The organism is Aquiflexum gelatinilyticum, from assembly GCF_024813435.1.
Taxonomy (GTDB): Bacteria; Bacteroidota; Bacteroidia; order Cytophagales; family Cyclobacteriaceae; genus Cognataquiflexum; species Cognataquiflexum gelatinilyticum.
On the sequence record NZ_JANAEZ010000003.1, the window covers coordinates 315,370 to 328,056 of the forward strand.

A 12,687-nucleotide genomic window follows, 5' to 3' on the forward strand; every position below is an offset into this window, starting at 1 on the left:
GATATATAAAGTTGATTTGGTTAAATTTAGGGGTTTATACTAATGAAAAAGGTGATAATTGTTACTTGGGAAAGGGTTATATGAATGAGTTGATGGATTTTATCAATCTTTCGGAGCCGCATCCTCTTCAATCACATCCTGCTCTACAGTAAATACAATGTCGTCTTTTGATTTGGTTTCACCCGTGTAAAAATTATGGACGCCCAACATAAAAGCCACAATCAAGACCCAAGCAAGGTTGCGGATAGATTTCCAAACGGGTTTTAAGAATTTAGCCACTAGGTTCATCGGATTCGAATTTAGGTAATTTCCAAAGCTAATTATCATTTCAAAAAATATACCACTGTTTTTTCTGCCAAAAAGGCTTACAATCCATGTTTTTAAGTCAGGAAAAGATCTTTTCCTCATTGACATCTGAATCCTTGCATGGGGTTTTTCCAAATCCTTTTTTTGCTAAAATTATTTGGTTAGGGACATAATTTTTCACCGAATTCATAAGGGAGCAGGAATAGTAAACAGCACTTAACATTCTTTCACACTTTATAATTTTTAGCCAGGCAACGTCTGAGTAAATTTTCAGGTTCCGATTTTTGAAAACCACACAAACTCTTGGAAGAATCTGAAATCATAGCAGGCTGCATCAAAAATGACCCTTATACACAACGGTGTCTTTTTGACAGGCATTATAAGCGGACCTTCCATATGGCGATGCGGTACCTGGCCAACTACCATGATACTGAAGATGTCCTGTCGGTTTCCTACACCAAGATTTTCAAAAACATAAGACAGTTTGAAAATAGGGGAGATGGGAGTTTTCAAAAGTGGATCAACACGGTTGTGATCAATGAAGCGATCAGGTTTCTGAAAAGCAAAAGAGCACTTCTTTTTCAGGAAGATGAAGAGCTCCTAACATTGAATGTCAGCTTTACGGATAACAGTGATTTGCTAGATACAGAAGAGGTGTCTCAGGTATTGGAATCGATGCCCAAGGGATACAGAACAGTTTTCAACCTCTTTGCTATCGAAGGATATTCGCACAAAGAAATAGCTGAAATGCTGCAGATCAATGAAAACACCTCCAAATCCCAACTCAGCAAAGCAAGAAATTATATGATTTTAAAATTAAAAAAATCAAGCCATGCACTTAAATGAAATTGATGAAATCATCAAAAGGAGTTTGCAGGATTCAGAAAGGAAGTCCGAAACCCATGCCCTGGAAGCAAAAAACAGGATTTGGGAATCCATCGAAAAGCCCAGGAAAAAATCCGGCTTGTATTGGGGATTTGTACTGGCAATGGCGGCAGCGGTGTCCTTTTTTCTCATCTCCACCTTCCTGTTTCTGAAATTACAATCCAAGCAGGAGGAACTTGTAGCGCTGAGGACAAATACATCCACCGAAACTCAACCGGATCTAAAAACCAGTGAAAGCCTTCCTCAAGATGAAGCAACCGAATCAGAAACCCAGACCATAGTCATGAATGAACCAGTTCCTGATTTGAAAAGGGAGAAAAATATTTCACAGAAACAAACTCCAATCAAAGAGCAAGTCAAAGAAGATGCCGCTGAAGAACCAGTTCCGGAAATTGCAATCCCCCACAATTCAGTTACCGAATTGCCCACATCTGAAACAGAAATTCCGGAAGTAGAAATTGCCAAACTTAAAGCTGAACTGATTTCACCGGAAGAAATCAAAGAAGAAAATCAAGCCAATCCAAAAACCAAAACTGTTTCAAAAATTCGGTTTAGGTTTGGAAACAGTGACCCATCCTATAATTCCAATAATTCGCTCGCCCTCACCATCAAATTTTAAACTAAACCAACTATTTTATGAAACCTTGCTTACGATTACTGACTTTGCTATGCCTTATGAGTTTCCAGTCCGTTTTTGCCCAAAGACCTGGAGGTCCACAGGATACCATCTATTATCATGGAAATGAGAATCTGAACATCTATATCCTGTCTTCCGATTACCACAAGCTGACCAAAGACGATAAACTCCAAAACATCCTCCTTGATTTCCAAAACAAGTTAAAGGAGATCAAAAGTATGGTTCCTTTGTCCTCATCCTATACTATCGATTACCAATACAATAGCAAAATTGAAATCCTGAAGAGCGACCGAATTGCAAGTTTTACCATTTCTGAAGGTAAAAGCCTCAAGCAAGATTTTCAGAACCAAGCACTCATCACAGATCCGGGGAGCAGGTACCATGTGAATATTGGCTTTGATGGCTTGGAAACTTTGGTCAATGCGGATTTTACTCAAATCATTGGAGAAATCATCGCTGAACTTCCCGGAAAAGACAGGTACCTAAGGTATCTCGAATACCAACCTGAGGCCACAACAAACAAAGCCAAATTGATCCAAAACAGGCCTTCAGGGTATCTTGACATGCTGAGTCTGCAGGCTGGCGTCGGTGCCAATGTTTTCAGAAGTAAATTTTTGACGGATATCACAGGAGAATTAAGCCTTCAACTTAACCAAAAAGGCATTTTGAGAAACCAGATTTATGTTTCCAACAACCTGATGTTTTCATTCAATGAGTCAAATTCGGCTATCATCAACAATTTTACAAATGTTGGATATAGAATAAATTTCTCTAATCAAAGAGATAAACCAAACTGGCTAGGCGTTGAATTCGGCACACTTACGAAAAGGAGCGGGGATATTTTTCAACCCAATACCATGCGGTTTGGATTTAACTGGAAAGCCGCAAAGCACATCACAGTTGCACCGCAGATGTATTTCGATGGATTTTTCAAAAATGTCAGTCCGGGATTCAGGATAGGGATTGGGCTGTAACCAATCTCAAGCAAAAAATATGATCTGATTGTTATTGCCAAAATAGGCCATTGATGTATCCTTCGTAGGAATTTATAAGGCTTTTTTCTATTTTCACATTTTGAGACAATAGAAAAACAAATATGAAAAAACACAACCTGATTAACCTCTTATTGCTGTTCCTGATTGCATTTTCGGCGCAGGCACAGGAAGCACTGTTTCGTGCCCAACAGATCGTTTCCCCCGAAATCCACGATGACCAATCGGTGACTTTCCGGGTGTTTGCTCCGGATGCCAAATCTGTTCAGATCACAGGAGATTTTCTTCCCCCTGTAAAAATGGAAACCCAATTCGGACCAATGGATGGACAAGGAAAAGCTGATCTTGTCAAAGGTGAAAACGGCGTTTGGGAATTCAAATCCGCTCCTTTGAGTCCGGAATTGTATGGGTATTCCATCATTGTAGATGGCTTTACCACTACCGATCCCAACAACCCTTTTCTGATCAGGGATGTGGCATCAGTGACCAATATCCTTATCGTAGGCGCAGGTCAGGCAGATTATTACAGGGTGAAGGATGTTCCCCACGGTACAGTTGCACGCAGGTGGTATGATTCTCCGGGACTTGGGATGGACCGTAGGCTGACTGTCTATACACCTCCGGGGTATGAAACTTCAAATGAAAAATATCCTGTTCTTTATTTGCTACACGGTGCCGGTGGTGACGAGGAAGCTTGGATTGCATTGGGCAGGACAGCCCAGATTTTGGACAATCTGATTGCCCAAGGCAAAGCCAATCCGATGATTGTGGTGATGCCAAATGGCAATGTTTCTCAGGATGCTGCGCCCGGTGAAGGAAGTGCAGGTTTTTACAAGCCGGTGTTTATGGCGCCAAGAACGATGGACGGAGGCTATGAAGCTGCTTTTATGGACATCATCAAGTTTGTTGAAAGCAGCTATAGGGTCAAGGCTGACAAATCCAATAGGGCGATTGCAGGTTTGTCCATGGGAGGATTCCACACCTTGCATATTTCGAGGTTTTTCCCCAATACTTTTGATTACATGGGTTTGTTTTCTGCGGCCATCATGCCGCGTGAGGATGCCACAGGAAAAGTTTATAGTGATTTTGACAACACCTTGACAGCCCAAATGAAAAACGGATATAAGTTGTATTGGATTGCCATCGGCAAAACCGATTTTCTCTATAAAGCCAATGTAGAATACCGCGAAAAATTGGATAAGATGGGCATGAAGTATGATTACGTCGAATCCGAAGGTGGACATACCTGGAGAAACTGGAGGGTTTACCTTACCCAATTTGCTCCGCAATTGTTTCAATGATGGTAGATTTTTGAATGAAAAAACGCAGTCCCGAAAGGCTGCGTTTTTTTTCTTTTTGTTTCGCCCTTTCAGGGCTTCCCAGGATTGTTCGTTTTTCTACGGATGGGCTTCACCCATCCCTAAGTTATCACGCCCCTTCAGGGCTGTTAATTCTAAATCATGATGATCACAAATGTTTTAATTTTTCATGGTTTTAGGAAAAACCCGAATTATAAAGGATGGGCTGCACCCATCGCTGAGCTATTTTGCCCTTTCAGGGCTTCCTGAGAATTTGGGGTTTTTATCAATGGCCGCATCCATTGCTGAGGTATTTCGCCATTTTAGGGCGGAAATGTTAAAAGAATTAATTTAAGGGAAACAGTGGGATGGAGCGATTGAAAGAAATATTCTCTCTAAAAAAACATAGCTTTAAGCGACTTCCAACCATTTTCTAATAATATCAAGGAATTTGGATTCATTGCCAAGGATTTCCTGCACGGAGGTAAATCTGATGACACCACGGTCATTTGCTGCCCATTTCAGCAATCCGGAATCGTCTTTGATCAGTTTTTCTTTTGGCAATTCTTTTTTCTTGACTCCTCTGTGGAATACCAATTGGACGCTGTCTTTTTTTGGTGGAAGGTTGAAGGTGATTTTGTCTTCTCCCTCCAAACAAAAGCTCGGCGCATTCCATTTGATCTGTTCGGTTAGATTTGGATTTGCTTTAAAGACCATTTCCCTGATCTTAAGAATTTCAGGTTTTAGTGGATGGTCTAAGTTTTCTAGGTAAATCCGGACAAGATTTTCAGGATCAGCTTTCATGGATTTTTGGGTTTGAAGACTTCGATGCAATAAGAGGCTATGGAACTGATTTTATTTTCGGAATCAAATTGATAGACATCGCAGGCGGAGATTTTGGAGATCATAATTCCTTCCCGGGAAAATTCACCGAGACCAATGATTGCTACTTTTCCATTTTCTTCAATGGTTTGGTGGATTTTGAAATCCGTGCTCACAGATTGGAAATAGGTGGCGATATTTTGGCAATGGAGTTTTACCATTTCCTTCCCTTCGAGGGTTTGTTCTCCGATGATTTCCCATCGGATATTGTCTGCCATGGCAGCATAGACTTCTTCAAATTTGCCAAGTGAAAAATCCGAAGCAAGTTTTGAATAGGGAGAATTTGAAGTAGACATATTTGTTAACAGCTTTTTTCAATCCGGTAATGCGAAACATTCATATCCCTTTTCCTTCATGAAAAGTGGGATTTTTCCAATGACTTCCATGCAACCTTCCACTCTCAATATCCTATCGCAATCATCAAGGTCAAAATTAGCTTTAACCTCCAAAAATGCACATTGGATCAGGGCTACTAAAGAGAGAGCCTCATCTATTGAATGGACATTTGTTTTGAATACTTCTATAATTTTCAATTCAATAGCCGGTTATAGGAGTATCATTTTTTTAAATAATCATATCCGCCTTTTCGGAGGTTGATTCCATGCTCCAGATAAGCCTTGAGACAGCATAGGAAATTAGTCCAGCCTTCTGTATTTCCCATCAGCCATTTGATGCCGGATGGATTATTGGGTCTTTCCTTTTCTTGGACTGTCACAAGGGTATCATTGTCTTTTCTGGATTCCAGAATTATCTCCACCAAATGGTCAAATGTCTCAATTTTCCAGCTGAAAATGATCAATTTATCTGTTTCGATTTTCTTGACCTGGATAGGATCAGTACCTTCAAATTCCGGAAAACTCCAAAAGACAGTTTTTCCTTCCACCATTCTTCCGGAGCTTTCAGAGATAAAATATTGGGTCATATGTTTGGGATCCACAATGGCTTCAAAAACCTCAGAAACAGGTTTTTGAATCTGTAAAGCGACTTTAATGCTCAGTGTATTTTCCATACAACTCGGTTGGTTTAGGTATTAAAATTCAATCCCTCATCGGATAATGCCTGCCTCAGTATTGGAATCGAGGAAGGCCCTATTCCGTGGAATTTTAGGATCTCGGATTCCCTGTATTTTGCCAAAATTGAAAGTTCTGAAATACCCTCATTTTCCAGCGCCCTTCTTGCCGGAGCTCCCAATTTTGACTTCCAGCCAGACAATTGCTTTTTGTTGTTTTCACATTCAGGGCACACCGGACAATCACTGGTTTTATAAAATCTATGGCCTTTTGGACATATTTTGAACATGGTTTTTTCAGGTAATTTTCAATCAAATCTTCCTTACTTAGCTAAAGCTGTTTGAGGTGCCGAAAAGAAAAAATTAACCTGCAGGTTCAGTACAAGCAAACATCCAATTTACCCCAAATTTATCGGTACAGCTTCCAAAATAATCGCCCCAAAATGCATCCTCCAATTCCATGGTGACCACACCACCGGCCGAAAGTTCTTTAAACAGTCTCTCTGTTTCAGACCTTGTGTCCGGTTGTAGGTTGATATGGACATTGTTTCCCATATTGACTTTAAATCCCATAAACGCCGGTGAGTCCGAGCCCATCAATTGATGACCTCCGGTTATTTCCAACGCGACATGCATGACGAGGTTTTTGTCTGATTCAGGCATGGGCGGCATGCCATCCATGGGAGGTGCCCCTCCAAACCGCATGATGCCTCCGATGAATTCTCCTCCAAAGATTGATTTATAAAAATAAAATACCTCCTCGGTATTGTCTGTAAAATTAAGATAAGTGCCTACGCTTGCCATAGTTGTGGGGTTTAAGGTTGATTTTAAGATTCACAGATTGATTTGAGTTTTTCCAAGGCCTTAGGATAAGTTTCCTCAAAGTAGGATTTGAATTCTTCATTAGAATCTAGGTCTACGGAAAGCAAGGTTTTCCCATTTTTTGCCTCAAAAGTATAATTTTCCAATGCTCCTGCCCATCCCTCTACTTCCGGTCCGGAGGTGATTTCTTGTCCATTATTCAGGATTCCAAGGTGTTCGATAGAAACAAATTGATTTTTGATGTTTTCTTTGATCCTGCTGACCATACCGCCTTCTTTTCCATCTTGGTCGGTGCCAACAAATACTATTTTGGAACCTTTGTCCCAAGAACCTTCAAAACGGGAAGTCGGATTGAACACCGCTGTCCATTCCCTATAGGTCTTGTCCCCAAGCATGGTAATAAAAACTTTGTCAACAGGTGCGTCGATTTCTATTTTGAAATTGAGCTTTTGTGGACCGGATTGGGATTCAACATATTTCTTGAAATTGTTTAAAATCGTTTGCCAACCATCTTTTTGGAGCTCGATTGAGTTGGTATCTTCAGATTCAAAATCTTCTTTGACCTTTGTACCTTCGCCCTGGGATTCAAAAATGACCGACATTTTTCTGCCGTCTTCAAGGATGGAGGATATTTTTTTGAATTCTTCTACTTCGGTATGGTTACCCCCAAAGTCAAATCCAAAACTTCCATCTTTTGCCTCCATTCTGGAAGAAAACTTACCTCCCGCTTGAAGGTCATTTTCAGCACGTGGACATTGCCAATCTTCAGATGCAAAGTTCCATTGTTTGATATGTTCGGGTTCTGACCACATTTTCCAAACTTGTGGGACAGGGGCATTTACATAAGTTTCAATTGAAATAACGGTTTTTGGTAAGGAGTTCATAGTTTTGGTTTTTGGAGTTCAAAATTCTTTGAGATGTAAATTTAATTGGAATCAAAAGAGAAAACTATGTGTGAAAACGACAATCAGCAGGTATTTTGCGACAGGTTTTCTATATTTAAATCATGATAAAAGTTTCTATTCTCGTTCCTGAAAATTCGGTTTTGCAGGCCATTGCTGACCCTCAGTACTGTTTCAGTGCTGTCAATCAGTTTTTATCCCTTTCGGGAAAAGAGCCATTATTTGAGGTAAGTCTGGTCGGAGCAAAAAAGGAAATTAAGCTCAACGGAGGAAGTTTTTCAGTTTTTCCTGATACCCTGATCGATCAGGTCAGGAAGACTGATTTGGTAATTATTCCGGCACTCTTTGGAGATATGAAAGCTGCTCTGGAATCCAATAGGGAATTGATTCCATGGATAAGCGAACAGTATAATAAAGGTTCTGAAGTTGCTTCATTGTGTGTAGGTGCATTTTTGCTTGCTTCGACAGGATTGTTGGATGGCAAAAAATGTTCAACCCACTGGGGTTTTGCCAATGAATTCCATGAAATGTTTCCTGAGGTGGAGGTTCAGGATGGCAGCATCGTCAGCGAAGAAGGGGGGATATATTCAAGTGGGGGAGCTAATTCCTATTGGAATCTTTTGCTTCATCTCGTAGAAAAATATTCTGATAGAGAAACAGCTATCCTAGCTGCAAAATATTTTGCTATCGATATTGACAGGAACAATCAATCTGCCTTTTCAATGTTCAAAGGACAAAAGGACCATAAAGATGACTTGATCATTAAAGCTCAGGATTACATAGAATCCGTGATAGATGAGCGGATCAGTGTCGATGAACTTGCTGCAAGGGTAGCATTGGGAAGGAGAAGCTTTGAACGGAGGTTCAAACAGGCTACGAGAAATTCAGTCTTGGAATATATTCAAAGGGTGAAAATGGAAGCTGCCAAGAGGAGTTTTGAGGGGAGTAGAAAAAATATCAATGAGGTAATGTTTGAAGTAGGTTATACAGACAATAAGGCCTTTCGATCCACTTTTAAAAAAATAACCGGATTGACCCCGCTGGAGTATCGAAACAAATACAACAAGCTTTCCTTGGCGTAGCTTGGTTTTAATTTTTGGTAATTCAATAAAAAATCCCGGTCAAAAAAGCTGACCGGGATTTTTATTTCATATTGAATTTAGAAGTTTAACTCAAAGACTGATTTTCTCTGCCTGACAGTTCGAGAATCTTATCAAACTCTTCCGGTGTAAGGTCTTTGAAGAAATAGTTGACGGGGTTTACAAACCTGCCGTCTTTCATGATTTCATAATGGACGTGTGGTGCTGTAGATGAACCGGTATTTCCCACTGTTCCAATTAAATCACCTCTTTTTATTTTTTGGCCTTTTCTGACTTTGAATTCATTCATGTGCGCATATCGGGTGACAAAACCGAACCCATGGTCGATTTCAATGTGCTTTCCATATCCACCAAAAACTGTTTTCACCGCTACCACCACACCGTCGCCTGTAGCATATATGGGAGTTCCTTTTGGTGCTGCAAAATCGACACCTTTATGCATTTTCCTCACTTTAAGGATAGGGTGGATTCTCATGCCATAACCTGAGGCAAGCATGTTTAGATTTTCATTTAAAATAGGTTGGATCGCCGGTACAGAAGCCCAATATTCTTCTTTTTTGTATGCCATGTCGGTCACTTCATCATAGCTGATGGATTGGACGTACATTTTTCTTTTCAGGGCATCCACTTTTTGGGAAAGTGAGACAACAAGGTCTTCCTGTTTGAGTCCTTTTTCTTTGATTTCCTTGTATCTGTCAGAACCGCCGACACCTGCATTCCTCATTTCATCGGGAATCGGTTCTGATTCAAAAATGATCCTGTACAGGTTGTCATCTCTTTGCTGAAGGTCACCCATCATGTGGTTGAGTTTGTTGACTTCCCCTTCAAGCAATTGGTAATAAAGGGTAAGTTCTTGATTTTCTTTCTTCAACATCAGCTCTTTTGGGCTTTCAAAAAAATAGTTGAAGGAAATCAACATGACAACGGCAATTACTGAAGCGAGTGAAAAGAATCCAAGGGAATTGAGGGCAATATCCCACTTGCTTCGCTGGTAGCGCTCGTATTTGCAGGTTTTGGGGTCGTAGTAATATTTTATTCTACTCATTACGGATTGCGAGGTAAATATTCTAATTTTGTGCCCCTGTGGCAGTTGGGTGATAGCGTGTTGGGGACCACAAATATAGTAAATAAAATAGATAATCCGAAAATAGTCAATAGGTTAGATGAAAGCCAAAGAAATCCGAAATTTATTTATTCAATTTTTTGAGTCCAAAAAGCACCATTATGTGCCCTCCTCACCGATTGTGGTCAAAAACGACCCAACACTTATGTTTACCAATGCCGGCATGAATCAGTTCAAGGATTATTTTTTGGGAAATGAAGATCCCAAATTCTTGAGAGTGGCCAACAGCCAAAAATGTCTACGTGTCTCTGGCAAGCACAATGACTTGGAGGAAGTGGGTGTGGACACCTACCACCATACCATGTTTGAGATGTTGGGCAACTGGTCATTCGGAGATTATTTCAAAAAAGAAGCAATTGAGTGGGCCTGGGAATTATTGACTGAAGTCTATCAATTACCAAAAGACCGGCTTTATGTTTCTGTTTTTGGAGGAGATGCGGGTGACAACTTGGAAAGGGATATGGAGGCTTTTCAGATTTGGAGCAAAATCCTTCCTGAAAGCAGGATTATTTTTGGTAGCAAAAAAGACAATTTTTGGGAAATGGGAGATACGGGACCTTGTGGACCATGCTCCGAAATCCACGTTGACCTCAGGTCAGATGAAGAAAGACAGAAAATTGACGGATTTGATTTGGTCAACAATGACCACCCTCAGGTAATCGAGATTTGGAATCTTGTTTTTATGCAGTTCAACAGGGTTGCTGATGGGAGCCTTAAAGAACTTCCTGCCAAACATGTAGACACAGGAATGGGGTTTGAAAGGCTTGTGAGAGCAATCCAAAACAAATCTTCCAATTATGATACCGATGTCTTTACACCATTTATTCAGGCAGTCGCTGCCAAATCCGGGAAGGAATATGGAAAGGATGAAAAAATAGACATTGCTATGCGGGTGATCGTAGATCACATCCGGGCGATATCATTTACCATTGCTGACGGTCAGCTGCCTTCCAATAACAAAGCCGGATATGTCATCCGAAGGATTTTGAGAAGGGGAGTAAGGTATGGATATACTTTTCTGGGTTTCCAGAAACCGTTTTTATATGAATTACTTCCTTTGCTTGCAGAGACTTTTGGGGATATTTTCCCTGAAGTAGCCGCTCAACAGGATTTTATTGCCAAAGTGATTATGGAGGAGGAAAACTCCTTTTTGAGAACCTTGGATAATGGATTGAAAAAACTTGATCAGATCAAAGAAGAAATGGCTGCTTCAGGTCAGGCTGTCATAGAAGGAAAAGTCGCTTTCGAACTGTATGATACTTTTGGATTTCCGCTTGACCTGACTTCTTTGATTGCTCGGGAAAATGGTCTGTCAGTAGATGAGAAGGGTTTTGCTATTGAGATGGAAAAGCAAAAAACCAGGTCAAGGGCTGCTGCAGAGCAGGAAACCGGCGATTGGGTTATGGTTGGAGAAGACGAGGGCGTGGAATTTATAGGTTATGATTATCTCGAATCCCAAAGCAGGATAATCAAATACAGACAGATCAAGGATAAAAAAGGAGACAGGTTTCAACTGGTCTTGGACAGGACGCCGTTCTATGCCGAAAGCGGTGGACAGGTAGGGGATCAGGGAGAACTACAGTCCGAAAACGAAAGCATCAAAGTCCTAGATACCAAGAAGGAAAACGACCTCATTGTTCATTTTGTAGATAGGCTGCCTTCCAAGCCTGAGGCGGTATTTACTTCCAAGGTTAATGCGGAAAAACGGAAGCTGAGCATGAACAACCATACTGCGACTCACTTACTCCATGCCGCATTGAAGCAAGTATTGGGAGACCATGTTCAGCAAAAAGGATCTCTGGTCAATGAGGAAATCCTACGATTCGACTTTTCCCATTTTACGAAGCTTAATGAGGAGGAAATCGCTCAGGTAGAAAGTATCGTCAATACCAAAATCAGGGAGAACATTTCTTTGAATGAGCAAAGAAATGTCCCGATCGCAGATGCAAAAAACCAAGGCGCAACTGCCTTGTTTGGAGAGAAATATGGAGATTTTGTAAGGGTAATCACTTTTGACAGGAATTTTTCAGTTGAACTCTGTGGCGGTACACACGTATCTTCCACAGGCGTGATCGGTTTGTTCAAGATTGTTTCGGAGGGATCAATTTCAGCCGGAGTCAGAAGGATAGAGGCGATTACAGCTGACGCAGCTGAAGCTTATGTCAATGACCAGTTTCAATTGGTGAAAGAAATTCAGGAATTGTTGAAAAATCCCCGGGATGTCAAAAAATCCATTGAAGCCCTTATCCAGGAACGCAATGAATTAAAAAAAGAACTGGAATCCCTTCATTTGCAGCAGGCTGGAGCCCTCAAAGAGGAATTGATCCGTGGTATTGTGCAAGTGAATGGGACCAATCAGGTGGTTGCAAAAATATCCTTGCCTTCAGCAGACGCTTTGAAAAAACTGGCATTTGAGCTTAAAAACGAGGTAGACAATGTTATTGCTGTTTTGGCAGCAGAGATTGATGGAAAACCACAGTTGGCGGTTTTGATCAGTGAAAATCTGGTCGCAGAAAAGTCGTTGAATGCAGGGTTATTGGTGAGGGAATTGGCAAAAGAGATTGATGGTGGGGGAGGTGGACAGCCTTTCTTTGCCACTGCAGGAGGAAAAAACCTTGCAGGGCTACCTGCAGTCCTTGTCAAGGCAAAGTCACTTTTGGCAGGGATTTAAGAGAAATAGGAGGTTCCTAATTTGGTTTTGGTCTATTTTGAATCCAATTTTAGGGCAATT

The 12,687-nt window shown here is 40.9% G+C and carries 15 protein-coding genes; 6 read left to right on the forward strand and 9 right to left on the reverse strand.

The window, feature by feature from the left end; genetic code table 11:
• Positions 1 to 102: 102 nt before the first annotated feature.
• Positions 103 to 288, reverse strand: coding sequence for a hypothetical protein (locus tag NK987_RS09300; RefSeq protein ID WP_259263626.1), 186 nt, complete (start codon positions 286 to 288; stop codon positions 103 to 105).
• Positions 289 to 609: 321 nt separating this feature from the next.
• On the opposite strand from NK987_RS09300, the gene NK987_RS09305 reads away from it, so the two are divergent.
• The 4 genes from NK987_RS09305 to NK987_RS09320 all read left to right on the forward strand — a co-directional run bounded on the left by NK987_RS09305 (position 610) and on the right by NK987_RS09320 (position 4,121).
• Positions 610 to 1,152: an RNA polymerase sigma factor gene (locus tag NK987_RS09305; protein ID WP_259263627.1), complete on the forward strand. Its 543-nt coding sequence runs from the start codon at positions 610 to 612 to the stop codon at positions 1,150 to 1,152.
• The gene (locus NK987_RS09310) at positions 1,139 to 1,810 is read left to right on the forward strand and encodes a hypothetical protein (RefSeq protein ID WP_259263628.1); all 672 of its coding nucleotides are present in this window, start codon (positions 1,139 to 1,141) and stop codon (positions 1,808 to 1,810) included. The genes NK987_RS09305 and NK987_RS09310 overlap by 14 nt, the downstream gene beginning before the upstream one ends.
• Positions 1,811 to 1,827: 17 nt before the next feature.
• Positions 1,828 to 2,802 carry a hypothetical protein gene (locus NK987_RS09315; protein WP_259263629.1) on the forward strand — a complete coding sequence of 325 codons (975 nt, stop codon included), beginning with the start codon at positions 1,828 to 1,830 and terminating at the stop codon, positions 2,800 to 2,802.
• Between the two features lie 122 nt (positions 2,803 to 2,924).
• Positions 2,925 to 4,121, forward strand: a complete 1,197-nt coding sequence (locus NK987_RS09320) for an esterase (RefSeq protein ID WP_259263630.1) — start codon at positions 2,925 to 2,927, stop codon at positions 4,119 to 4,121.
• Between the two features lie 408 nt (positions 4,122 to 4,529).
• Here the strand turns inward: NK987_RS09320 and NK987_RS09325 are convergent, their stop codons facing one another.
• The 7 genes from NK987_RS09325 to NK987_RS21455 all read right to left on the reverse strand — a co-directional run bounded on the left by NK987_RS09325 (position 4,530) and on the right by NK987_RS21455 (position 7,715).
• The gene (locus NK987_RS09325) at positions 4,530 to 4,922 is read right to left on the reverse strand and encodes a DUF1801 domain-containing protein (RefSeq protein ID WP_259263631.1); all 393 of its coding nucleotides are present in this window, start codon (positions 4,920 to 4,922) and stop codon (positions 4,530 to 4,532) included.
• Entirely contained in the window at positions 4,919 to 5,296 is a 378-nt protein-coding gene (locus NK987_RS09330; protein ID WP_259263632.1) for a nuclear transport factor 2-like protein, read from the reverse strand. The genes NK987_RS09325 and NK987_RS09330 overlap by 4 nt, the downstream gene beginning before the upstream one ends.
• An 18-nt stretch (positions 5,297 to 5,314) precedes the next feature.
• Complete coding sequence (locus NK987_RS09335; RefSeq protein ID WP_259263633.1) at positions 5,315 to 5,533, reverse strand: hypothetical protein; 219 nt, start codon at positions 5,531 to 5,533, stop codon at positions 5,315 to 5,317.
• Positions 5,534 to 5,556: 23 nt separating this feature from the next.
• On the reverse strand, positions 5,557 to 6,009 hold the full coding sequence (locus NK987_RS09340) for an SRPBCC domain-containing protein (protein ID WP_259263634.1): 453 nt from the start codon (positions 6,007 to 6,009) through the stop codon (positions 5,557 to 5,559).
• Between the two features lie 14 nt (positions 6,010 to 6,023).
• Entirely contained in the window at positions 6,024 to 6,299 is a 276-nt protein-coding gene (locus NK987_RS09345) for a helix-hairpin-helix domain-containing protein (protein ID WP_259263635.1), read from the reverse strand.
• Positions 6,300 to 6,372: 73 nt separating this feature from the next.
• Complete coding sequence (locus NK987_RS09350; RefSeq protein ID WP_259263636.1) at positions 6,373 to 6,813, reverse strand: VOC family protein; 441 nt, start codon at positions 6,811 to 6,813, stop codon at positions 6,373 to 6,375.
• Between the two features lie 23 nt (positions 6,814 to 6,836).
• Positions 6,837 to 7,715 carry an SRPBCC domain-containing protein gene (locus tag NK987_RS21455; RefSeq protein WP_338021198.1) on the reverse strand — a complete coding sequence of 293 codons (879 nt, stop codon included), beginning with the start codon at positions 7,713 to 7,715 and terminating at the stop codon, positions 6,837 to 6,839.
• Between the two features lie 122 nt (positions 7,716 to 7,837).
• On the opposite strand from NK987_RS21455, the gene NK987_RS09360 reads away from it, so the two are divergent.
• Positions 7,838 to 8,815 (forward strand): GlxA family transcriptional regulator, encoded by a 978-nt coding sequence (locus NK987_RS09360; RefSeq protein WP_258422755.1) that lies wholly within the window; start codon positions 7,838 to 7,840, stop codon positions 8,813 to 8,815.
• Positions 8,816 to 8,900: 85 nt separating this feature from the next.
• On the opposite strand, the gene NK987_RS09365 is transcribed toward NK987_RS09360, so the two are convergent.
• Positions 8,901 to 9,878, reverse strand: coding sequence for a peptidoglycan DD-metalloendopeptidase family protein (locus tag NK987_RS09365; protein ID WP_258422756.1), 978 nt, complete (start codon positions 9,876 to 9,878; stop codon positions 8,901 to 8,903).
• Positions 9,879 to 9,996: 118 nt separating this feature from the next.
• On the opposite strand from NK987_RS09365, the gene alaS reads away from it, so the two are divergent.
• Positions 9,997 to 12,627, forward strand: a complete 2,631-nt coding sequence (gene alaS / locus NK987_RS09370; protein ID WP_259263637.1) for an alanine--tRNA ligase — start codon at positions 9,997 to 9,999, stop codon at positions 12,625 to 12,627.
• Positions 12,628 to 12,687: the final 60 nt, after the last annotated feature.